Source organism: Acidobacteriota bacterium (assembly GCA_016196035.1).
Taxonomy (GTDB): domain Bacteria; phylum Acidobacteriota; class Blastocatellia; order RBC074; family RBC074; genus JACPYM01.
Map to the genome: position 1 here is coordinate 45,373 of JACPYM010000070.1, position 23,796 is coordinate 69,168.

Here is a 23,796-nt window from a genome sequence, read left to right on the forward strand (position 1 = left end):
ATTCAGATAACCGCCGCCGACTGCTGGGATCGTCTCAATTGGCGGCGCAACATCTCAGGCAGACACGAACGATACAGTTGGCCGAAGCGCTCGGCTTGTTCCTGTCCAAAATTTCGCGCAATAAAACGGTAGTATTTTCGCTCGCGCTCGTATTCAGGCGGGCCAAGCTTTTTGGCTAACGCAAAAGCCCGACGCGCGGCAGATTTGGCATTATTCCTGAATAACATCGAACCTGCTCTAGCCGCGGCTTCGGCCAAGTCAAAGCGATATTTTTCAGGCAATTCATCGGCAAGCTTAGTAATTGCCTCAACCGCCGAGCCCCATACCTCTGCCTGTTTTTTACTACGGCTGTTAGAGCGCAATCTGATGTGAATAAGCGGTTCGTCTATGACCGCAATTGACGGGTCGGTCGCAGCAAGGCGGACATGAAAATCATAATCTTCCGACTGCCAAAGGTCTTTTCGGTAGCCACCAATTACCTGTATCTTGCTTCTTAAATATGTTCCGGCAGGAACAAGAATCGCTCCCTGAATTGCCTGCCTGACCCAATCAGTTACGCCAGTGCGTTTGTTTAATTCAAGCACTCGCTCACAGGCAAGCTCACCATTTTGATAAGAAGAAATTTCCGTCAATATCCATTCCGCTTGCGTTGCCTCGATGGCTTGGCTGACCCGTAAACACCAATCCGGGTGAAATAAATCGTCTGCATCTTGAAAATGAATGTAATCTGACTGACTTTCTTGTAACAGGATATTTCGTCCGTAAGACGGCCCGCGATTAATACTTCCCCGAATCACTTTGGCTGGGCATCGAAGTGGTAGATATTGTTCAGCCGCAGCAGTTGAGGCATCGTCATAAATCAAAATCTCATCAACCTGGCAAGTTTGTTTGAGCAAAGACTCAAGGAATTCTGTTAATAACTCTTTTTCGTTATAATAGGTTATCAATACCCCAATCGTTCTTTTCATGAGCAACCCAACATAATACCAGTGATGTAAACACAAGCAAGAAAACGTATTTGAGGGTATTTGCGCTCAATTTCTAAAATAGCAGTACGATATTGAAAAGGGCGCTTTATCATCCCTAATAAACGTCCTACAAAAAACTCTATGCCAAGCAATTGACTGTCCCCTTCCCCCCTCGAAAACAAAAACCGTGGAAGTATTCTTATCGTTTTAGCAAGACTCCTTATCACATTGATCAACTGCCAAGCCCAGGTTTTCTTTATGTGACCTAGTGAGCTTTCCGTTCGGTAATACCCGAAACGAAATAGATATGGGTCGAGCAAAACTGACGACGCGCCAAAGCCACGATGCAACCGTCGCAAATACTCCCAAGATAATCGTGAATCAGGTAAAAAATGCTGAAACCTCAAACGAGAGTCATACCATAATTTCCAACCAGCTAATCTTAGTGCATAGCTTAACTCAGTATCGCCACCAGAGATTAACTGATCCCCCTTTCTATCAGAGCATAAGTGAGCGAACCCTTTCTCAAGAATGTCTGCCCATGCTTGTTTTCTCAACGTCAATCCGGCCCCCCATAAGCCTTTAGATGTATGAATCTCGCCAGTCTGCTCTGCTTGCGAGCCTACTGCGTAACTTCCTTTCACTCGGTCAAACCATTCCGGCAATGGCATGTTAGAGACTGGTTCACTAAATCCGCCGCAAGCCCCAATCATTGGATTGGATGACATTACCTCAGTAACAATCGCTACCCAATCATCACAAACCCAATTATCATCATCAATGAAACTAACAAGCTCATATTTCGATTCTGCTATGCCGCGCAATCGTGCTTGACTCAACCCCGGTGAAGGCTCTCGAACCACTCTCATTTCCAAACGAGAATCTTTAGACCAACACCTGTAGGCGACTTCAGTAGTGTCATCTTGAGAGGCGTTATCTACTACTATGACCTCGCAATGAACCTGTTCAGGGATGTTTTGAGATTTAATGAAAGACAAAGTTGCTGATAAACGAGAGCTACTATTGTAACAACAAATAACTATGCTCACGCCAAGAATATCGCTTTGATTATACATTGCATTCAAATTCTCACCATTACATCTCGGCAAGATTAGTTATTTACCTGAATACCTTTTTCGCTTCTTTTCCCAGCTCGTTTCATTTTCATTGTCCAGGCTGCCAAGAGAGTCTTGAAATACCAGCTAACAGGTTGTGATCCATTTTCAACTTGAACAAGCCATTTTTCTTGATGTGCCTGACTCTGCCCCAAACTCATCCACGGAAACATTTCAGGGTGAATGATCGACTGAATTCGTTCTTCTTTACCAGCAGCATTTTGTGACCTTGTCGCGTAAAATAAGTTCTGACGATACCAAGGCTCAATACTTTGTACACTCCATATAAGCCTTCGCGGCCATTCATCACAAACATAGCCTTCATTGTTAAATAAAGCTTGCCAATAATCAGGCCATTGGCAATTAATATGGTTTTGTCCAGGCTGTCCTGGACAGGCGGCTGAAAAAAAAACTCTATCAGAATGCGCTGTTAACGTCTTTATTAAATTGGGCGCATGCATATCACCAATATGCTCAGCGACCTCAAGGCACAATGCAACATCAAATTTTCGTCCCAACTCCCACTGACACCTCAAGTCCTTTTGTAAAACTAAATGGCTAGCGACGTGTAGCTTGCCTCGGTCTACTAATTTTCCATCCACACCGACAACATCGCTTATGCCTATTAATTGAGCAGCCTGCAACCAAGTTCCCGTTCCGCAACCAACATCTAGCAAACTTCGGTATTGTCCAGTTTCGAATATAAGTTTTAACGTGGACTCGGCTCCATTAATGGTATGCAAGTTGGAGTCGTGCTCGTAATTAATTTCCATCATTCATTGCTTCTCAATATAACAGACTCCCGCAAATGACTTTATTCTCTCAGCGAAAGAATTTTTACTTAAAAAATCATGAACAGCACGACTGCATCCATCCCAAGTATAATAATCATCAAGAATAACCACCCCACCTGGAGCCACCTGACAAAATAGATTATCCAAACAAATCATTGTAGATTCATACCAATCTGCGTCTAAACGCAGCAATGCGATTTTCTCTTGAAGTTTATAGCCTGGGATAGTGTCAACAAACCAGCCTTTGACTAACTCATACTTTTTGACGCGACAGGCTTTCATCACTTCATCAGCGTATTCAGGCTCAGCCTTGCAGTTATCGAAATAGTACTCGCCAACTTTATTATTCTGCCAAGCAATCGCTGCCTCTCCATCTATTTTCTGCGCAACTGGCAAACCTTCAAAACTATCAAAAAGAAAATATTCTCTCTCTGCACCTAATATCTTAGATACACCTGCAATCATTCCCCCGCGCCAAACACCGCACTCAACAACGCATCCTTGTATTGCTTTGAAACCGTCTGCTATTTTCAAATTTGCAATATAATATGACTCAGGAATCATCGTATAATTCTGAAATTCCCTGTAAATTGCTTGATTGTGACCTCTTTCGATTTTCTCGCGTACAATGCTTTTCGCTCTCTGCATTATATTTATTCCCATATAAACTTTCAGCGGCTAACTAGCAGAATAACTATAGCTAGATTTCGGCACAATATAACCATGGTCTGCTGTATATGGGAAAACGCGCCCTTTTGTCGGTGGCGTAATGATATTAACAGAGGCAGCATTTTCAACGTAGTCGTAGGTTAATGTATTGTGTGACCCAATCCAGAAATTCAAGAAATAAGTTAAGGGAATCATCGGTGGCAAGAACACACTCAAGCTAACATTGTGCCTGCCTGGCTGACCACAGATGAAGGGTGTTGGAGATGGCAGTGCTTGCATAACTGACGCTTGCATTGCGTTGCAAATATCTATGGCAATAAAAGCATCAGCGCAACTTTCTAGGCATGATATTTCGATCTCACAACTTAACACATAATTTGACTGATCTTCTAATAACGTAACTTCAATTGATTCAAAGTACATTGGGGTTATTAGATCTGCTTTCGTGTTTGCCTTAACCCAGGACCTTTCAACTTGCGTGCGCTCAGAATAAACTTGAATGGCTTTAGAAATGCCGCCATTAAAAACAACTTGCCCTTCATTTAAAACGACTCCCCTTTCGCAAAGTGTTTGCATCGCTTGGAGATTATGACTAACAAATAGTATTGTTCTTCCGCCTCGTGCTACATCTGACATCTTGCCCAAACATTTCTTTTGGAACTCAGCATCACCGACGGCCAGCACTTCATCCACAACTAAAATCTCCGGCTCCAAATGCGCTGCCACAGCAAACGCCAGCCGCATATACATCCCGCTGCTATACCGTTTGACCGGCGTATCAAGAAACTTTTCGATCTCGGCAAACGCCACAATCTCGTCAAACTTGCGTGCGACTTCGAGGCGTGACATGCCCAGGATCGCGCCATTCAAATAGATATTCTCGCGCCCAGTCAGTTCCGGGTGAAAGCCGGTGCCGACTTCCAACAAGCTGGCGATGCGGCCTTTGATTGAAACGCGGCCTGTGGTTGGTTCGGTGATACGGCTCAGGATTTTGAGCAGGGTAGATTTGCCCGCGCCGTTGCGTCCGATGATGCCGACGACTTCGCCTTGTTCAATTTCAAAGGAAACATCTTTGAGCGCCCAGAAATCTTCTTCTGAAGGGGACTGGGAGTTAGGGGCTAGGGACTGGGAGCGAAAGAGCGATTTAGCGCGGTTCGCAATGACATCGCGCAAGGCCGTATAGCGTTCGCGTTGCTGGTGCTGGATGCGGTACTTTTTGCCTAGATTTTCGACGCGGATTACGACTGACACAAATGATAGTTGAGAATCGTGATAAAACTTTCAGGGCCGAACAATTTAGCCACAGAAGTACAGAGACACAGAGCTTTTCAGCGTGTTGGCACCGTTCTCCGTCTTCCTTCGTGTCTCTGTGCCTCTGTGGCAAATCTTCGCGTAGAGATTTCAGCCGGACAGCAAAGATGGCAGGCAGGAATGAAAAGCGGTGATAAATCCTTGCACTCCAAATATCGCCTCATTGCAACATTGTTAGGTAAGTTTATACGCAGCGCGCATCCAATCAGCGGTGATTTGCATACCCGCTTCCAAGCTATAGGAATTCTGATGGCCCAAATCGCGAACGGATTTGCTGGTATCCACCAGCTTTTTCGTCGTCGTTAGTATCTCTGCTTCTTTGTAACGAACCAGGCCCGCATCAGCGCCTGTTACTTTTAGGATGACGTCTGAAAGCTCTTCGATGGAATGCAACTGATTGCCACCAATGTTATAGGTTTCCCCGGGCTTAAAATTATCAACGATATTCGCCAGCGTTCTGACTGTATCGGCTAAGTATGTTGAAGTGCGCGCGTGACCCCGGTATACCGTCCAAGGCAATCCGTGCAAGGCGCAATACAAAAAGCGACAATTGACTGAGCGATAAGGGCTGTAATACTCACCCGGCCCATAGGTATTGAATAACCGCACGACGACAGATTCGGTTTTGTATTGAATCGCTGAGTTACGAATTTGCATTTCGTTGACCCATTTGGTCATCGCATAATCATTCATCTGTTTGATTTCATGATCATCCATCACCGATTCCACCATGAGGTTGGGCCAATCGCCATAAACCTCAGAGGAAGAGAAATGAATCAGGCGAAAGCCGAGACGCTCTTGCAACCGGATGATGTTTTTGGCGCCAATGGCATTGGTTTGCCAGAGTGTTTCATAGAAATCTTCGCCATTCCAGCGGCCAAATTCGGCGGCGCAGTTATAAACATAATCAAACGGCCCCAGCACTTCGATAACACGTTCGATCTGGCGAAACTCGCCAATGTCGCACCGCGCATACAACGGCGCGGCTAAATCGGAACCCAGCGTAAAGCCGATTTCATCTGCGTCGTGGCGCGTATCACAAGAAACCACATGATGCCCACGGGATCGCAATTCCTTTATTAGGCCCGCGCCCACAGTACCTAAACCACCGGTAACGAGAATTCTACGCATCTATTATTTCTTAGGATTAATTGCCTTGTTGCGAATACGTATTTATAAAGCAAGAACAAAAAACTAAGCTGCTAACAAGGGGATTAATTCATTAGGCTGAACGGGAGGGATATTCTTTTGCGAAAGAATTTGATTTAGTTCTTGTAACATAGCGCTAATCTGATCAGGCGCTAAAAACTCTATCCCAATCGGTTGCCCATCGCTACCGTAATCAATCAATATCCCTTCACCGTGGCGTTCAGTCCGCTGACTTTTTTCACCTGGCTTACGCTGAAGATAAAAGTAAGCTGCCATCACTTTACCTTTGCGAAAAGTAACATCCAAATAACGGTGTTTCATCTCATTAATCCAGTGGGTAAGCTGTTATAACAATCAACAGATGCGCATCATGGTCAGGTTCGACAATCACTTCCCAATGACGACGTTGATGCTTGGTTTTGATTACCCAGCGGCCTTCGACCACATTTTTGCGATAGCCGCTGGCTTTTTCAAGCATAGCCCGTAAATCAACTTCATTGAAATCCCGGTCAATCATCCGCTCTTCCAGGTGTGGCGTTAACTCTAGCTCCCATTCCCACCACGCGGGCCAATTGGCAGGCATTTCAAATCCTCAAATTACATCGGCAAAGGTGCGTTCAACGCGCCGGAAATACCAGGTGCCGGTGAGACACAGAATCAGCGTAAACATGATCGAGGCCAGCAAGCCGGGCCAGAAAATGGCTGATTGACCGCGCAACAATGCCCAGCGGAATCCGTCAATCACGCCAACCATCGGGTTGCAGGCATACACCAACCGCCAGGGGCCGGTGATCAGAGCGCTGCTAAACCCGACGGGAGAGACATACAAACCGAATTGCACCAGAAACGGGACGATGTAGCGAAAGTCCCGATATTCGACATTCAATGCGCACAACCATAAGCCCGCGCCAAACGCTGCGCCAAAGGCCAGCAGGATAAACAGCGGCAAGGTGAACACACGCCAATCGGGCGCAAATTGATACCACACCATCAGCGCTGCCATCAGGATGAGCGTAATCAAAAAGTCTACGAAAGAGGTAATCACAGAGCTGGCCGGGACGATCAAGCGCGGGAAATAGATTTTTGAAATCAGGTTGGCATTGCCGATCAAACTGTTGCTTGATTCGCTCAAGGCGGTCGAAAAGAATTGCCAGGGCAACATGGCGGCAAAGACCAGCAACGGATAAGGCAGATCGCCGGGCGCGGGCAGCTTGGCGACTTTGCTAAACACGACGGTGAAAACGACCATCGTCAAAAATGGACGAATCAGCGCCCAGGCAATGCCAATGACGGTTTGTTTATACCGAACCAGAATGTCGCGCCACGCCAGAAAGTAAAACAATTCGCGGTACCGCCACAGATCGCGCCAATAATTTTTGTGGGCGCGACCCGGTTCCAAAATCAAATCGAATTGTTCGGGTGTTTCTATGATGGCGGACATGTTAATGGCGGGGTTGTTGTGCTAAACGCAAAACGGCGCGCGAATGGTTGGCGCGAAGCCGCATATTCGCAACAAAGGCATTGTTGCAGCGGCTACGATTTGCCGAGGACGCTGCCGGGAAAGCTCGCCCAGCGTGTTTATGTCAGGCTGCGACGGTTTCTGGAAGGTAGTAGCGACGCCAACCGATGGGCAGACAAATCCTCTGCTAGAAACCTTCTAAGGAAACCTCGTGACGAGGCAGCTTCGAATTTTGAAAATGAGTTTGGTGCACTCTGTTCCAGAGTGCTATTACAATCTTACCGTACCTAATAGATTTTCAATCCCGTTTCACCCTTTTCACCGGACGCAGGGCAGGCAGAAGAGAAATCCATTATTGCTATTCAACAACAAAGCTAAAAATCAAACTCCCAGATCGAAGTCTCGCCTTACCCAATCTGTCAGTTCTCATTAACTACTGAAAAATGATTTTAGGAATGAACTGGAAATAACTCTGCCTAACCACGGTGGGCATGGGCACAAGGAGGAAATCAAACAGTCTGAGAGGGGCTTTCCCCGTGCCCCCGGTGTTCCCCGTGGTTGATTTGGCAGTGTTGTTTTCAAGCCATTCCTGAGTGGAATTGGGATGTTTGCCATTTTGTCATAGCAACCTGCACCTCACTCCGACTAGCCAAACCACGTGACAAATCCAATTGACTTGCCTGAAGCTAACTTATCAATCCTGGAGGATCTGCAAATAGCACTGTTGAGAAAATACTACTGGTATTTGTACTTACCGTTGATTGAATATCACGATAGCTCAACACCTTATCGAACATCAAGCATTAAAGATCACCCGCTCCCAACTTCCATTGTAGTAAGTTGAATCAGGCACATCGAAGATTGATCAGATAACCAGATTACACATGACACACGCTGGTAAGGTAAGCCAAAACTAAACCAATACCTTAAATTGGTTATGAGGATGGGGATGATGTGAGTTACAAAAGATATTCGAAAGGTGAATCGAATTGATTAAGCTAAGCACCGAGATATTTATAGCATTCAACATTTCTTCCGTCAACAGTGCCTCACATGTAACACTCGGCAGCTATCATTCAAAGGTGACTGAGTTTATACCCAACACAGGCAACAATCCCGCATTTCATACACGTAAAGATGGCTCTCGCATTGCCAATTCGGTGTCGCTGAAGCTGCCTGCTGCTTTGCGGCGCACCCGTAGTACGGCAATTTTGGTCGCGTGATTGAACGGTGCAGGATCAGTCACTGTTGACGCGGTTCTCGCGGTTTCATAGCCTGCGCAATCCAACGGGACTGTGAGCAATTCTTCGACAGCCAGATACCCGTCGGCGCAAAGCGCCTGCAAGACGCGCAGATACTCGCCGCCACTAACATAAAGTGCATTGTTGATGGCGACCAGCCAGCCGCCATCGTTGATCAGCGGACGCACTTTGTTAATCAGCCGGGCGAAGTTGTTTTCGGTGTCAACCACTCCTTTGGCTGTGGCGGCAAAAAATGGCGGATCGAGAAAGACGCCATCGAAGCGTGTCTTTTCACGATTCAGGCGGCTGATCAAGGGCCAGAAATCTCCGGCCAGAAAGTCTCGCCGGTCAATCGAAAACCCGTTTAACATACAGGAGGTTTTCGCCACATTCAGAAACTCGCGCTTGAGATCGAGTTGCACCACGCGCGCTGCCCCGCCCGCCCGCGCGGCAATCCCCAAACTGCCGGTGTAAGCAAACGTGTTGAGCACGCTTTTTCCCCGCACGTTGCGCAAGGCCCATTCACGCACGTTGCGCGTATCCAGATAAAAGCCGGCATCCTGATTCAGCCGAACATCCAGTGCGTACCATACGCCGTGTTCACGTACCTTGCGGCAAGGCTGGGTGCCGTACAGCAACCGCCCGTTGCGCGCTTCGGCACTTTCGGCATTGCGTTGTTTGAGGACTATGGCTCGCAGCCAAGGCAAACGCGCCTGATAAAACTGCTGGGCCTGCCGCACGGCAGCGCTTGCCGTTTCAGGCCGTTCGGCATAATCGTGCAGCACCAGGGTTTGTGCATACAGATCAGCCACCAAGGCAGGCCAACCCTCACTAAAGCCATTGAACAAACGGAAGGCGGTTTGATGGCGTTCCTCGAATAAGCCGGCGCGCGCCGATAAGGCAGCGCCCAGGCACGCTTCAAGCGTAGTTATGATTTCAGTCATGTGGCGGGAAGGTAACAGTTGAGGCTGAGCGCGGCAACCCTAGCTTTCAGGCAAAAGCTTTCAGGCAAACAAATCAGTCACGGGTTTGAACCCAACGTATTTCGTGCCTGACGCCGGTTCGACGTAATGAAACGCGCGGCCCGACGGCGTGTTGTCAATCCGCTTCGTCCAATCAATGCCGAGCGCCGAATAGATCGTGCAGGCGATGTCTTCCATATAAATCGGGCGCTGGCCCGACCAACCGGCTTCGACAATCTGACCGCCCGCCGCGTCGGTTTTGCCGATGACCGCGCCGCGCCGCACGCCGCCGCCCACGAACATGCCGCAATGCGCCTGCATGTAATGCTCACGGCCTTTGCGCGTTTCGCTGATAGAGCCAGGTGTGCGGCCAAATTCGCTCATGGCAATGACCAGCGTTTCATCGAGCAGCGTCTTACCCGGCGTGTCTGGCGACGGAATCGCGTCCATGTCTTTCAGAAAGCTGCTGAAGGCGGCGTCCAGTTCTTTGATCAAGGCCGGATGGTTGCGCGCGCCTTCTTTGTAGATATTAGCGTGATGATCCCAGCCGCCGTGGCTGGCCATAATGAAGCGCGTCCCAGCGTCGGCTTTGAAGAGATTGCGCGCCAGGATCAGGCAATTGCCGATGCTGCTGTTGCCATAGCGTTTTTTATCGGCGCCGTCGAGCGCCATCACTTCGGGCACGCGCGGGTCGTTCATAATCGCCCACGCGCCGCGATAGTAATCTTGATAATCGGCGTAGCTGCGATCCGCCGCGCCGCCGCCGCGCAAGCTTTGATCGAGTTGCTGCAACCGTTCCCAACGGCGTTTGAAGGTTTCTTCCATGCCTTTCTGCGGCGCGAGATTGGGCGGCGCATCCCCCACGGCCAAACTCATCGGGCCGAATTCGGCGGACATAAAGCCTTGGTTAATCAAACCAGCCTGATTGCCCGCCAGATTCATCGCCACATAAGCAGGCAGCGAATCAGTTGCCTTGCGTTGTTTCGCCAATTCGTAGCACACCACCGCGCCGATGGCCGGAACCTCTTTGGACAGCGCCAGATTGAGCGGATGGCCGGTCTGAATGTAATACTGCGCGCGCCCATGCACGACATCCCAGGCGGCCATACTGCGCACAATGGTCAGCTTGTCGAGCACGCTCGGCAAATTCGGCATCAGGCCCACGGGCAATTTCAGATCATTGGGGAAGCTGCGAATGTCGAAATAGTTCGGCGTCCACGGCCCTTCTTTGGCGTCCAGCGTATCCACCTGGCTCATGCCGCCATCGAGATTGAGAAACAAAACCTGCCGAGCCGTCGCGCGCGGTTGGGCTTTCTGTGCGGCGCGCACGTTGATGGGGCGAAAGGCGTTGAGATAACCGCCGATTAAACTGACGCCGCCGACACTTAGCAATTCGCGGCGGGTGAGTGTGGGAATGTTGCGAGCGTTGTGTTGCATGACTTGTTCAACCACTATCGGAGACTGCATTTTTGCCATTCACACGTCTCAAGCAGCCAACGAAACGACGCTGACTTGCCGTGAGACCGCATGCTTGCCCGGATGCGCCAAGATGTCATCAATCAATAGCGAAGTTTCCGGTTCATAATAACTCTCACCGCAACTCGCGCATTGGCGCAACGGCAAGTTTTCGATGATGACGGCCCTCGCGCCTTTCCCAAAAAGCTTATCCTTGTAAACGGTGCGCACGCCCGGCGTACCGCAAACGGCGCATGGCTCAAGCACCTGTTCGATATTCAACGGCTCATTCATAATCAGTAATCCTCAACCTGTAGCCGGTGATCACGAAGACGTTGCGACAGTCCGTCAGCTTCACCACGACGGCCATTTCCGCGCCCGCCACCGTATCACCGTAAACAACATATTTGTTTTCAGCGCGCTTGAGATCATATTGCTCTTCGACGATTTCGCCTGTTAAAAGGCACTGTATGACATCCTGAAACACAAAACCATCATCATCCAACTCGTCTCTGGCATGCTCCGACAGATAAATGCGCTTGACGCGTGCCGCAGCCTGCATCTCTGCCAACAAGGATTGAAACATCTCAGTAGTTGAAGACGAAATCGAGTTTGTTCACCAATCCCCACTGCAAATCCTCCGCCCCTTGCTTCCTGTCTTGCGCCAGCCACGTCAGCGCCAACTCTTTCTCCTGCGCCAGCGGATAACGCGAGAGCGTCGCCAGATACAGCGCCTCAACAATCTCGGCATTGCTTTTCGGCGATTTCACCAACTGTTCGACCAGGCTGCCATTGGCCGCCTGCACGCGCTTCGTCACAAACGGGCTGTTCATCAGCATCATCGCCTGCAAGATCGAGCCGCCCGGCTGGCGGTCGAATTGCTCGCGGTTGGCTTGGCCGAAGGTGCGCAGGAAGCTTTTGGCCTCGCCGTTGTTGATGTCTTCGGGCGAAGCCGCTTCCGTCCAGAAATGCGCGGGCGCAATCGGCGTCTCATAAGTCCAGTCGCGGCGTTTGTAATCGCCAAAAACCAGCGTGGCCTGCGTGATGGCGTCGTGCATCTGCTCCGCCGTCAGTTGGCGGATGAAGTGACGCGCGAAATAGGGCGTGTAGGCTTCTTTCCACGCGCCCTCAAACCGCGAAGAGAGTTGATAGGCTTGCGACCGCACGAGCGTGCGCATCAGGTATTTCAAGCTGAACTTGTGCGCGGCGAAATCGCGCGCCAGCGCATCCAGCAGGGTCGCATTGCTCGGCTGGCACGTCCACGGCGCGGGCAGTTGCGCTTGCGGGTCTTGCCGCGCCAGATCAAACGAATCCACCGGATCAACGATGCCGAGGCCGAAAAACTGTTTCCAGATCAGGTTGACTGTGGCGCGCGCGAATTGCGGGTGCGTGGTGAGCATGCGGGCGAATTGCGGGCGCAGCGGTTTGCTCAGATCGGCCTTTTCGCCCGTCAACATAAACGCCGGCTGAATCTCGCCGCCACCGTCGCGTTGCAAGCGCACCTGGCTCCAGCCTTTGGTGTTGTAGCCGTCGCCGTCTTCGGTGACAGTGTAACGATCCTGGTACGGCACGACGCGCACGCGCATCTGGCCGAAGAAGGCGGACATGGCCCACAGATCGCGGCGCTTCTTGGCGACCAAATCCAGGCTGACCTTTTCCAAAAAGCCCTTGCCGCCGTGGCACGAGATGCATTGGTAATTCGTGCCCAGAAACAGGCGCGCGGCATTGACGGTGATCTCGTCCGCCGTGTCTTCGAAATTGTCGTCATACATCGTCGCGCCCGTGATGTGCCAGCGCGTGATAAAGCCTGAGGCCGCTGCATCCGGCATCCAATTCGTATTCGGCGCACTGGCCGTCAGCATCTCGGTCACAAACTGGTCATACGGTTTGTCGTCTTTGAATGACTGCCGAATCCAGGCGTCGAAATGTTTGAGCGTCGGGTTGCCGATGCGATTGCCGCAATTGCGCACCAGATCGCCGTACCAATACGCCCAATGATCAACCCAGCCCCGGCTCTCAATCAGTTCATCAATCAGTTTGTCGCGTTTATCGGGCGCAGCGCTGGCTACGAAGCCGTTCAATTGTTCAGGCGTCGGAATGCGTCCGGTCAGATCGAGATAGACGCGGCGGCAGAATTCGTAATCGTTGGTCGGCGGCGCGTGCGGGATGGCGTCGCGCTGCATCGCGCCGAACAGATGTTGGTCAATGAAATTGCGCGGCACGGCGAGTTGCACGGGCGCGCTGGCGGGCGGCAATTTGGCGGCGACCGCGCGGGTCAATTCGCCGACCTGCTTGGCGGGTTGCGCGGGCGCCAGCTTTTCCGGCGTGTGTTCGGCAGGAAAGCGCTGGCCCGCTTGTTGCGCCCGCATCGCAGCAGCGCCAAACCAGAGCGCCAGCGCAAACCAAAGCATGAGCATGGTTGTTTTGAGAGAGCGTCTGTCCCGCATATTGAGCCTCTTGCTGTCCGTCTGTTTGATGGGTTGGCAGGAATGCCGCCCCTTTGCTGTGGCAATGGTATGTATTCAGCGGCGCACGTCAACCGCGCGCGCACTAATTCGGCAGAAACTACAGGGCTTTTGCAAAGTCGCCAGCGAGCGCGCTCGAACGGTTTGACTGACTCCTGATTCCAGGTTCCTGATTCCTGACCAACTGAAAATATCGGCTGATTTTCAATTGGTCAGGAATCAGGGGTCAGGAATCGGGAGTCAGTCATAGGTCTTTGGCGGATGTTTTGAGGGCTTTGCAAAAGCCCTGGCAGAAACTGGCGCGGCGCGCGCCACCAGCGCCAACGGCAACTGACGCAAAAGAGCATGGAGTTCGAGTTTCAGCTTGTGTTGGAGCATCTGCACACAAACTGAAACTCGAACTCCATGCTCTTTTGCGCTAGTCCTGGCTTGTTACATTGACGCTTGAGACCGCGTTGGACAACCGCGCGGCCAAACGTAGCCGTACTCGCCCGCAGGCCACTCCGCCCGCGCTGTCTGCCTTCGACCCGCCGAATTGCTCTTCATAAGGTCGTTAGCTCGAAACGGCGACACGCCAGCACCGGCTGAAAAACCACTCGACTCACAGCAGATGTTTGAAAGCCTCGCCTGCAACCTGCACTTCGGCGATCTCTTTCTCACCGGCGGCGTTGGTGCGCAACGTGATCTTTGTGTTGCGCACTGCTTTGGTGACGGGTTCGATCTTGCAATTGAGCCGGGCGACTTCTTTGCCAACAGGTGTGTTGCCCATTTTGTACCCCGCCGGCATATTCATTTCCTTGAAGATGATGACGTGACTGCTGCCTTCCACCACGTGTTGCACCTGGTACATGCCGGGCTTCAAGACGTTGTCACCGGCCTTGATTGGGGCAGTGAAATGCACCTCGCCTTTTTTGCCGTTGATGACTTCCTGCGCAGCCATTTTCTGATGGGCGTGCTGATCTTGCGCAAGTATTGGCAGACCCAACAGCGCAACCGTTAGCAGCAGCAGTGCGGCAGCGGCGAATGTTTTGAGCGTGGCGTTGCTGGCCGTGGTCATTGTCTTAGGCGCGATTTGTTTACTTGTCGTGTTCATGTTTTCTCCTCATTGAAATCTGGTTGTTGGTTATCTCATAACGGGCCGCGCTTGCGTGCACACGGTTGATAAATGATCAGTCTTCGCCTGCTTACTGGGCTATTTTCGTAGTGACTTAGTTCGTCATCGAACAACAGCGCCAGGAAAACAGCCGGGTCAGCACACGCGACGGCCTATCTCTTGCGAATGGTTTTACGGATGTGAGAGGGAGCGGCCTAGATCAGCCAACAGGAGAGCGCCAGATAAAGCGGACGTTGCAATGAGAGTGGTGAATTGCCTGCTACAACAGCGGCTTGATTGACACGCAACTGACAAACAATTGGCGGCGGCAACTCTGGCAAAACGGACTGGCTTGGCGTCAGCAACGTGACGCCTTCGGCTACTGGCTGCGGTTTTGCGCAGCACATTACGACTTGCTGAGTCGTTGATTGCTGTAAGCTGGCCTCAGCCTTGTTTGAGATTGCAGCGGCCTCGGCGGCAGCGTGGCAGGCTGAATGTGCGCTTTGGGCCGCGCCAAGCTGCGCCTTCCCGATAGGTTCGCAACAGCAGAACAAACCCGCCCACGCCTGCTGCGTAAGTAAGAGGGCGAAGAAAACCAAGCGCCCCAAGTCCCGCCAATGGCTCAGGCAAAGGCGTTGGTGAAAACCGGTTTGTACGATCTGCTGTTTCAACGTTGCGACCTCTTCTACTGATCAACGACTGCGTAAGAGTGCTTCACTTCAACTCACCAACCAACTTAGCAAGCGGCATTCCCAAGCACCAACGACCAGAAACTGCGTAGGATTCCGCGCAGGCGAGCGTGAAATCACGCTGCTCAACCGCGCACCAGGTAATTGCGCATCATCCCCGCGTCCTCGTGTTCCAGGTTGTGGCAGTGATAAACGTACTTGCCGGTGAAATCCTCGAAGCGCATTAACAGCCTGATGCGCTCGCCCGGCATCAGCATCACAGTGTCTTTCCAGCCTTCGTCCACATATCCGTACCGCACGGTTTCATAACCTGCGATACCGCCCTGCCGTTCGAGCACCTGAAATTGCAGTCCGTGAATGTGTAGCGGATGAACCATGCTCATCCCCATCATCCCGCCAGTCGGGCCGCCGGTAGAATTGTTGACCAGTTCCCACACCTCGGTGGTATTGAGTTGGACGACTTCATTAGCGGCGACTTCGTCTTGATTGTAAGGACGCCCGTTGAGCAGCCAGCGCATACCGCCGCTCATCATCCCGAACGTGACGGCAAAACTGCGCGGCGCAGCACGATTGACCGCGTCTTCCAGACGATAGCGGTTGATCGTCGAGAGCCGCGCGGGCAATACACCGGATTCGCGCGCGCCGCCTGTCACACGCACCTTCAGCACCGTGAACGCCGCGCCGTTCGGCAAGGCCTGCGCGCCGCCCATTCCCGCGTTCACGCCGCTGAACGGCAGACTGCGCAACTGCAATTCTTCGTTTACTTCGCGCGAACTGAAATCAGCCCACAATTCCACGCGTTCGCCCGGCACCAGCATCACGTACTCGCGCTCGACCGGGCGTTCGAGCAAACCGCCATCCGTGCCGATCACTTGCAACGGCGCGCCATCGCTCCAGGCCAATTTATAGACGCGTGAATTCGAGCCGTTGAGTAAGCGCAACCGGTACGCACGCCGCGTCACTGCCAACATGAAATCGGGCCGCCCGTTGACCAAGATGCGGTCGCCCAGGAAGCCTTCCATGCCCGTGTTCACCGAGTAAACAAATTGATTGTCCGCGTCAATCAGCCGGTCTTGCAGCACCAGCGGCACCTCTGCGCTGCCCGCAGGCAACCCGACGGCGGCCTCTTCTTCGTCAGTAACAATGAACAGCCCGGCCAGCCCGTGATAAACCTGCCGCGCCGTGCGCCCATCGGGATGCGGGTGAAACCAATAGGTGCCCGCGCGATTCAGCACGTCGAACTCGTAGACATAACTTTGCCCCGGTGCAACCAACAAGCTTGGGTGCGCGTCCGCCTCTGGCGGCACGTGCAAGCCGTGCCAGTGCATTACCGTCGCTTCGGGCAATAGGTTGGTGAAATGGATGCGCACGCGCTGGCCGCGCCGCAGACGAATGATCGGGCCGAGATAGCTATATGGCGCGCTGCCCCGGCGCGGTGGCGCTTGACTCAACAGATTGGGGTAACGGACGGGATAGCCACGCGCCGGCGCTTGCAACGGTTGCAAGCTGAGCGGGTCGCCCGCTAAAACTTCGCCTTGGTACCCCCAAACGCGTGTCGCCGGGCCGGGCCAGAGCGGCACTTCCAACAGTGTCGCCCGCAACATCAGTTCCACATCCACGGCTGAGGCTGTAACCGGCGCAGTGGCCGCCTTGCTCAGCACTCCTACCGCGCCGTACCCGGCCACTTGCAAAAAACTGCGTCTGGGCAGATTTCCCCATTTGTTCAGCATAACGGTCTCCTCGGCAATTGCACCGCAAGACCTGTTCCTCGTTTCAATCAGGCAGCGACATTGTTGCGGTCAACACCTGCGCGCCCGTCCAAGCGAACACCAGCGTCTGGCCCGTGCGCGCCATTTGCGGGAAGCCGTTTGAACGCGCCGCGCCCGCAGTCGAAACGGTGACTGCTTCGCCACGTTTGCCAGCAATATCTGCGGGCCAGACGCGCCGCACGCGCACCGCGCCGCCCTCTGGTAATTTTTCCAGCCAGCACACCAACGCGCTGCCGTCAGCCAGCAACAACGTTTCGACACGGCCCGCCGGATTACCATCGTCAATCGTGAGCGGCGCGCCAAAACTCGCACCGGCGTCGTTGCTGAACGCCAGCTTCACGCGTGGTTGATTGTTGACGGCGGTGAACCAGGCCACTGCCACGCGCCGCCCCGCCGCCGCGACCGCAGGGCCGTTGACCGGACAGCCGTTGATTTGCCAGTTGTCAGCGCCGACCGTGCGCGGCTGGCTCCACTGGCCGTTTACCAGCCGCACAATCGAAATGTCGCGCGTTTCATTGTCTGAGCGATCCCGATAAACGACCACCGGCCCAGCTTCGGTCATCGCCGCCGAAGTCTGGCAGCATTCACACACGCGCGCGTCCAGCACGGCTTCATCGGTCAGCGTGCCGTCGCGTTTGATCTTCACGTAGCGCAACGTCATGTCGCCGCCTCCGTGATCATGCTCACTTGCGCCCGGTTTCATCTCGCGCCCATCCAGCCAGACCGCCGCCAAATTGCCATCGCGCGCGGCAAAGAGCGAAACAAAGCCATGCTCCGCCAGCTTGCCATCGCGGTGCGGCACAAACGGCTTGCCCCAGGTCTGGCCGCCATCGAATGAACGCGCGATGGTCACTGCGTAATCGAAAGTGCCCGGCCCATTCTTGACCAGCCAATGCGCCGCCAGCGTTCCATCCGGCAACACGATCAACGACGGGAAGTCGGCCCAGTTGACGAACCAGTTCGCGCCCTCGGCAATCACGCGCGGCGCTGACCAGGCATCTTTTTCGCGCACGGCAAAGCGCAATGAAAAGCGCCCGCCGCCCAGCTTTTCGATCCAGCTCAAATACACGCGACCATCACGCGCGACCGCCAGATTGGGCTGTCCGCTGCCCGGCCCGGCAGGCGCAGGCAATTCGCGCACTTGGGCGAAACTGGCCGTGGTGGCGAATACCAATAAAAACAGGCTGGCAAACAGTTTGAACAAACCGGTGCGCTTCATCATCGCTCCTCTTAAACAATCGAAACTGGTGTAACCCTGGGTACGCACCGCTTCCAGCGTGCAGGCTGGGCGTCAGACGCGATAATGCCGGAGGCAGTTCCTGTCAGCATTCGTCTGTCTCATGCCCAGCCTGCACGCTGGAAGCGGTGCGTACCCAGGATTCAATAGATGATTTGAAATTCGCCATTGGGCAAGGCCACCGCCGTCGCCAAGCCCCACACTGGTACGCCCTCGGCGCTACCTCTTTCAGCCGCCGGATTGCCTGCGCGGTCGTAAAGCTGCCAGGCCAGCGAGCCGCCGCGCTTCCAGCCCGTGCCTTCCGTCCAGACCAACAAGGTTTCGCCGCGCGCGTTGACCGTGATGGCGGGATGTTTGCGCTTGCCGGTCGTAGCAGGCGCAGCAACGCTGGTTGGACGTTGCGCGAGTTTGGCGTCTAACGCGGCGAATTGCACCTGCCCGTTGTTTTCCCAAGCGGCGAGGGGTTGCGCAGCGTTGGTCATGGTCACGCTGCTCATCGGACACGTCGTCAGCGTCCAATCATCCAGGCGTTGGCCGCGAAAGCGTTGGCCGCGATCTTGCGAAACCAGCATGTACATACCGCGTTCGGTCATTTTCGTGGCCGTGCGATAGAGCAGATAGACCGCGCCCGCTTGATCCGCAAAGGCGCGCATACCGCAACACGCGCAAGCGCCGGTCTGGTCCGGGTCTACGGCTGTCTCGCGCGCAAAGCTCTGGCCGTCATCGGTCGAACGCGCCAGCCAGACGCGCCGGTATTCTTCGCCTTTTTGTGCGCCCGCGCCGTGCCACGCGACATAGACATTGCCCGCGCCATCCGCCGCGATGGTGCCGCCGCCATCCAGCGCGTGACTCTGTTGCATCAGATTGCGCTGCGGTTCAAAGGCCGTGCCCGCGTCGTTCAGCCGCGCGTAAAGCAACGGCGCTTCAAACGTGCCCTGGCTGGCGGTTTTTTGCGAACCGTTCCAGACGACATGCACGCGCCCGCGTTTGCCCAGCGCGAGTTGCGCGCCGCGAATCGTGCCTGTGGCAACGGCGCTGCCCGGCTGGCTGTTGACGCGCAGGGGCGCGCTGAATTCGGTCTGGCCCACCGCGCGTTTGACATACAGCACGTCGCTCGCGCCAGGCTCGCCCGTCAGGTAAATCAGATGCAGCGTGCCGCGCTCATCCGGCAGCGCCTGCGGTTGCACGCCGCTGCCGGGGGCGTGCAACAACGTGACGCGGTTGGCGGATTGTGCGGCGAGCGCGCCACTGAGCAAAACCGCCGCAACCAGGGTGAGACAAATCGAGCGAATTGGTTTCATAGCTTCCTTTCAATCTTTCAACCTCTCAATCTTTCAACCGGGGAAATTTCAACGCCAGCTTGCGCAGCCGCCGCGCATTCGTAATCACCGACACCGAGCTAAACGTCATCGCCGCGCTGGCAATCAGCGGGCTGAGCAGCAAGCCAAAGAGATGCCGCGCCGCGAAAACAAAGCGCCGGTGAACGCCGCAAATCGCAAACGGCGTTCACCGGCAGCAACATTCAAAGACGACTTAGAACGTAAACCGCAACATGAATTGAATCCAGCGCGGCGTGTTCCATTGCGTCGTGACTTTGCCGAAGTTCGAACTGGTGATGTCGTTGTTCGGCACATCCCACAACACGTGATTGAACGCGTTGAGCAGATCCAGGCGGAACTCAAGCTGTTTCTTTTCCGCCACGGTGAAGCGGCGGACCAGATTCATATCAATGTTGTTCTTGCCATCGCTGCGCAACCAGTTCAGCCGCGTGGGGAAGACGCGCGTGTGAAACGAGTTCGGCTGGAAGTTGGTCGGGATCACGTTTTCATAGGTGCAAGCCACGTTATTTCCTGAACCGCAAATGTTGCCCATCTGCGTCAGCACGGCTTGCGGCACCAGCCCGCGAATGCGCGTTTCGTAGGCCGCCCGGTTTGCCGCGCTGTAATCACGCGTCGCGCCGGGGAAGAGCTGCCAGTTAAACCAGGCGTCCACGGTCTGGTCTTTGGTGTCTTTGGCTGCCGCGCGCAGGTCGTTGCCATAATAAAACCAATTGCCCAGATCGTAAGCGCGCCCGCTCATCTTGTTGTAAATGCCGCCGACCTGCCAGCCGCCCCACCAGCGCGCCCAGCCATTTGTTACCAGACAGCAATTTCTTGCCTTTGCCGAACGGCAGTTCATAGATGAAGTTGACGTTCAGGTTGTGCGGCGCCGAGTTATTGGTCGGTCGCCAGCGCAACTCTTCGTCAAATTCATTCTCGCGCACCACGCGTTCGATATTCGATGACCAGAGGTACGACGCCTGGAACAAATAGCCGTTGGAGAACCGCTTGGTCAGCGTGGCTTCGAGATGGTTGTAAACCTGCTCGCCGCCGGGGTCGCGCCCGTTCACCAGATTCGCGCCGTTCGGATAGGGCCGCAACAGCGTGGCTTTGCCGATGGTGGTGTTGGTGAAAAAGCTGTTGGTGAGCATGTCGGCATAAATCACCGGCAGCGAGGTGCGCAACGCGGCAAAGTTGTTAATGTTGAACGGATTGGTCAGCGTCGAATTCAGATCGTTGGCCAGCGCGTTGTTGCGAATCAGCCCCGTCGCCCAATACTTGCCCGGCAGCGCGTCAATGCGTTTGCTGACCTGGATGTGATCGGTGCGCGAACCGAGCATGGCGATTTCGGCCACCATCGAATGCCCGATTTGACGCTGCACGCCGAGGCGGAAGCGCTGTTGCCGCGCGCGCTCCCAGTTGTAATCCAGGTAAGTATTGAGGCCGCGTCCGGTGAGCGCCATCACGCCCAAGGCATTGCCCAGCGGCACATCGAAGCGCGTCCCATCGGCGCGCACCGGAAACGGATCGGCCAACAACGTTGTGCAAGCCGTCAGGCTGGCACGACAAGCCGCCGCAGTCAGGTTGGTGCCAAGAAAGGTCAGGCCGTTGTCGTTGGTGATCGTCGTACTGGTGCCGCGGCTGTAACCGGTCTGGTTCAAACCGTCATTCAGCACGTTGTTCGTGTCGAAGAACATGCCCCAGCCGCCGCGCAACACGGTCTTGTCGTTGAGTTGATAGGCGAACCCGAAACGCGGCATCCAACCCGGCTGCGCTTTGTTGACCGTGTCGGGCGCGCCGTCTTTGCCCAGGAAGGTCGTGCCGCCTTTGACGATAAAATCGCTGGCCGGACGCAACGCCAAGAGGGAAGCGGGCAAGGTGGCGTAAGCCGCCTGCGCGCCCGCCGCAATCGGCAATTGTGCGTTGAGGTCAAAGCCGGTCAAACCGCGATTGAAACGTTCGCGGAAACCGCCTTCGAGTTCATAGCGCAAGCCCAGGTTGACTGTCAGCTTGCGGCTCAGCTTCCAATCGTCCTGCACATAGCCGGAGTAAAACTTGTTCCAGAGATACAAGTCGTCGTTCGTGCTGATCGAAGCGTTGGTCGGCACGCCTAACATGAACGCCGCCCATTCCAACCCGATGGTGCCGGCGTTGGTCGTGTTCTGCGCCTGCCGCACATAGTTGTTGAAGAATTGGAAATTGCCCGAACTGTTGCCAGGGCCGTTCGACGCGCGCCAGTTTTCGCGCAAGTCCACGCCGAAACGCAGGCTGTGCGTTTTGATCGTCTTGAGCAATTCACCGCGCACCGTGCCCACGCTGTAACGGGCAAAGCCCGGATAGCCGCGCGTAAAATCGCTGTAGGCGTTGAAATCCACGTTGGGCAGGTGAATGTTCGGCCCGGCTTTGGCGTCGAGATAACTAGGCAAGCCGACTTTGCTGGGCGGGAAACCGGTCTGCACGGCATTGGAAGCGCTGCCCTCGATAAAGCGGTTCCACGCCACCGACCAGTTAAAGATGGTCGTCGAGTTCAAGGTGTAAACGTGGTCGAAAGTGATGCCGATGTTCTTGCGTACCAGCCCGTTCTGTTGCAGCCCACGCGCCGTTTCATAAGTCCAGTCGTTGCGATCTTCAGGGTTGAAGTTGCTGTAACTCCACTTGCCGAACATGCGCTGCTTGGCGGTCAGCGCCAAGTCCACGCGGTTGGTGAACGCCTTGTAGTCCCAGTTGAACGGCGTGGCCGAAGCTAGATAGTTGTTCGTGCCGTCCGCGCCGACCACGCCGGGTACGTTATTGGCGTGCGGCCAGAGCGGCTCATAAAACTTGTACATCGGATTCAGAATCGGCACCTGATTGTTGGGGAAAGGATCGCGCGTAACGACGCCGTTGACCAAACGCGCTGTGCGCGGGTCGTAAATCTGATAGCGCACGGGATCGAGTTTCAAGAGGTCAGAAAAATCGCCTTTGCGATGCGCATCGCTCGGCACCGTGCGATTGACGGCGGTCGCTTCTTCGGTCTTCACGTCCTTGGCCGCGTTGTAGCCGAAGAAGAAGAAGAGTTTGTCTTTGCCGTTGAACAGCCAGGGCACGCGCACCGGCCCGCCGCCCGAAGCAGACCAGTTGTTGGAACGCCCGCTGGGTTGCGGGCTGACGGATTTCAATTGTTCGGCCAGCGTCGAGTTCCCTGCCGCTTCGGCCTGTTTGATGCGCGCCCAATAACCTGAATTGGTCGTGCTCTGGGTGCCGTTGAGGCGCTGTTGCCAGTGCTGCCACGAGAGCGTGCCGTGATAATCGTTGGTGCCGCTCTTGGTCGAAAGCGAAATCGAGGCGCTCGTCGTGTGGCCCTTGCTGGCATCGAAGGGCGCGGTCTCGACTTTGAATTCGGCGACCGTGTCGGTGTAAGGCAGATAGCCCGCGCGCCGCCCCTGTGCCATATTCGGCACGCCGTCGAGCGAGTATTCGTTGCCGCCGACGCCGCCCGCCGCGCTGATGGCCGAACCGCCCGCGTTAGAGTGCATGCCCAAATAGTTGGGCTGCGCCGTCCATTGCATGCCGGGCACGCCGCGCGCGAGCAAAATGGCGCTGTTGCTCATCACCGGCAGGTCGGCGATCTGGCGTTGTTCGAGCGAAGCGGTGCCATTGCCGTTGGTGGTCTCGAGCAAAGCCGCGTTGCTGGCGGTCACGGTGACCGTTTCGCTGGTGCCGCCGATTTCAAGCGTCAAATCGAGATTCTGGCGGCTGTTGACCGTCAGCACATAGCCGGTTTGCACATACTTTTTGAAGCCGGTCGCCACAACGGTCAGGTTGTAGTTGCCCGGCAGCAGATAAGCCGCTTCGAAATAGCCTTTCTCATTGGACGAGAGGCGGGTCGAAGCATTGGTATCAGCGTTGGTGATCTCGATGGCTGCGCCGGGCACCACGGCTCCGGCAGCGTCTTTGACCGTGCCGAGAATCGTGCTGCGGGTCTCTTGCCCAAGAGCCGTCACGCCGCATAACAACAACCACACCAAACTAACCCACAGCACACGCCCGCGTGCCGCTCGGAAAAACACAGATGTCATGGTGAACCTCCAAATGAAATGCTAAACCATTCATTTTCAGTCG

The 23,796-nt window shown here is 54.4% G+C and carries 20 protein-coding genes; all 20 read right to left on the reverse strand.

From position 1 onward, the window contains the following. Positions 1–2 precede the first annotated feature (2 nt). The 20 genes from HY011_21915 to HY011_22010 all read right to left on the reverse strand — a co-directional run bounded on the left by HY011_21915 (position 3) and on the right by HY011_22010 (position 23,753). Positions 3–968, reverse strand: a complete 966-nt coding sequence (locus HY011_21915; GenBank protein ID MBI3425590.1) for a glycosyltransferase family 2 protein — start codon at positions 966–968, stop codon at positions 3–5. Continuing rightward, entirely contained in the window at positions 965–2,053 is a 1,089-nt protein-coding gene (locus HY011_21920; protein MBI3425591.1) for a glycosyltransferase family 2 protein, read from the reverse strand. Before HY011_21920 ends, HY011_21915 begins: the two co-directional genes overlap by 4 nt. 26 nt (positions 2,054–2,079) lie before the next feature. Next, positions 2,080–2,859, reverse strand: a complete 780-nt coding sequence (locus HY011_21925) for a methyltransferase domain-containing protein (protein ID MBI3425592.1) — start codon at positions 2,857–2,859, stop codon at positions 2,080–2,082. Continuing rightward, a complete protein-coding gene (locus tag HY011_21930; protein ID MBI3425593.1) occupies positions 2,860–3,540 on the reverse strand; it encodes a class I SAM-dependent methyltransferase in 681 nt (226 codons plus the stop codon). It lies immediately after the preceding gene. Between the two features lie 15 nt (positions 3,541–3,555). Then, a complete protein-coding gene (locus HY011_21935; protein ID MBI3425594.1) occupies positions 3,556–4,797 on the reverse strand; it encodes an ABC transporter ATP-binding protein in 1,242 nt (413 codons plus the stop codon). Between the two features lie 234 nt (positions 4,798–5,031). Continuing rightward, entirely contained in the window at positions 5,032–5,988 is a 957-nt protein-coding gene (locus HY011_21940) for an NAD(P)-dependent oxidoreductase (protein MBI3425595.1), read from the reverse strand. A 63-nt stretch (positions 5,989–6,051) separates the two neighbouring features. Further along, complete coding sequence (locus HY011_21945; GenBank protein ID MBI3425596.1) at positions 6,052–6,327, reverse strand: DUF2283 domain-containing protein; 276 nt, start codon at positions 6,325–6,327, stop codon at positions 6,052–6,054. Positions 6,328–6,331: 4 nt separating this feature from the next. After that, positions 6,332–6,589, reverse strand: coding sequence for a DUF4258 domain-containing protein (locus tag HY011_21950; protein ID MBI3425597.1), 258 nt, complete (start codon positions 6,587–6,589; stop codon positions 6,332–6,334). A 9-nt stretch (positions 6,590–6,598) separates the two neighbouring features. After that, a complete protein-coding gene (locus HY011_21955) occupies positions 6,599–7,447 on the reverse strand; it encodes an ABC transporter permease (GenBank protein ID MBI3425598.1) in 849 nt (282 codons plus the stop codon). 1,141 nt (positions 7,448–8,588) lie between these two features. Continuing rightward, the gene (locus HY011_21960) at positions 8,589–9,650 is read right to left on the reverse strand and encodes a class I SAM-dependent methyltransferase (protein MBI3425599.1); all 1,062 of its coding nucleotides are present in this window, start codon (positions 9,648–9,650) and stop codon (positions 8,589–8,591) included. Positions 9,651–9,710: 60 nt separating this feature from the next. Beyond that, entirely contained in the window at positions 9,711–11,105 is a 1,395-nt protein-coding gene (locus tag HY011_21965) for a DUF1501 domain-containing protein (protein ID MBI3425600.1), read from the reverse strand. A 48-nt stretch (positions 11,106–11,153) separates the two neighbouring features. Next, positions 11,154–11,417, reverse strand: coding sequence for a YgiT-type zinc finger protein (locus tag HY011_21970; GenBank protein ID MBI3425601.1), 264 nt, complete (start codon positions 11,415–11,417; stop codon positions 11,154–11,156). Then, positions 11,410–11,709, reverse strand: coding sequence for a DUF4258 domain-containing protein (locus HY011_21975; protein MBI3425602.1), 300 nt, complete (start codon positions 11,707–11,709; stop codon positions 11,410–11,412). Before HY011_21975 ends, HY011_21970 begins: the two co-directional genes overlap by 8 nt. A gap of 1 nt (position 11,710) precedes the next feature. After that, positions 11,711–13,570 carry a DUF1549 domain-containing protein gene (locus HY011_21980; protein ID MBI3425603.1) on the reverse strand — a complete coding sequence of 620 codons (1,860 nt, stop codon included), beginning with the start codon at positions 13,568–13,570 and terminating at the stop codon, positions 11,711–11,713. Between the two features lie 619 nt (positions 13,571–14,189). Then, on the reverse strand, positions 14,190–14,681 hold the full coding sequence (locus tag HY011_21985) for a hypothetical protein (GenBank protein MBI3425604.1): 492 nt from the start codon (positions 14,679–14,681) through the stop codon (positions 14,190–14,192). An 814-nt stretch (positions 14,682–15,495) separates the two neighbouring features. After that, entirely contained in the window at positions 15,496–17,100 is a 1,605-nt protein-coding gene (locus HY011_21990; GenBank protein MBI3425605.1) for a multicopper oxidase domain-containing protein, read from the reverse strand. Positions 17,101–17,143: 43 nt separating this feature from the next. Beyond that, entirely contained in the window at positions 17,144–18,361 is a 1,218-nt protein-coding gene (locus tag HY011_21995; GenBank protein MBI3425606.1) for an exo-alpha-sialidase, read from the reverse strand. Between the two features lie 158 nt (positions 18,362–18,519). Continuing rightward, complete coding sequence (locus HY011_22000; protein ID MBI3425607.1) at positions 18,520–19,677, reverse strand: hypothetical protein; 1,158 nt, start codon at positions 19,675–19,677, stop codon at positions 18,520–18,522. A gap of 232 nt (positions 19,678–19,909) precedes the next feature. Continuing rightward, a complete protein-coding gene (locus HY011_22005; protein MBI3425608.1) occupies positions 19,910–20,455 on the reverse strand; it encodes a hypothetical protein in 546 nt (181 codons plus the stop codon). Continuing rightward, the gene (locus tag HY011_22010) at positions 20,352–23,753 is read right to left on the reverse strand and encodes a TonB-dependent receptor (protein ID MBI3425609.1); all 3,402 of its coding nucleotides are present in this window, start codon (positions 23,751–23,753) and stop codon (positions 20,352–20,354) included. The genes HY011_22005 and HY011_22010 overlap by 104 nt, the downstream gene beginning before the upstream one ends. Positions 23,754–23,796 lie beyond the last annotated feature (43 nt).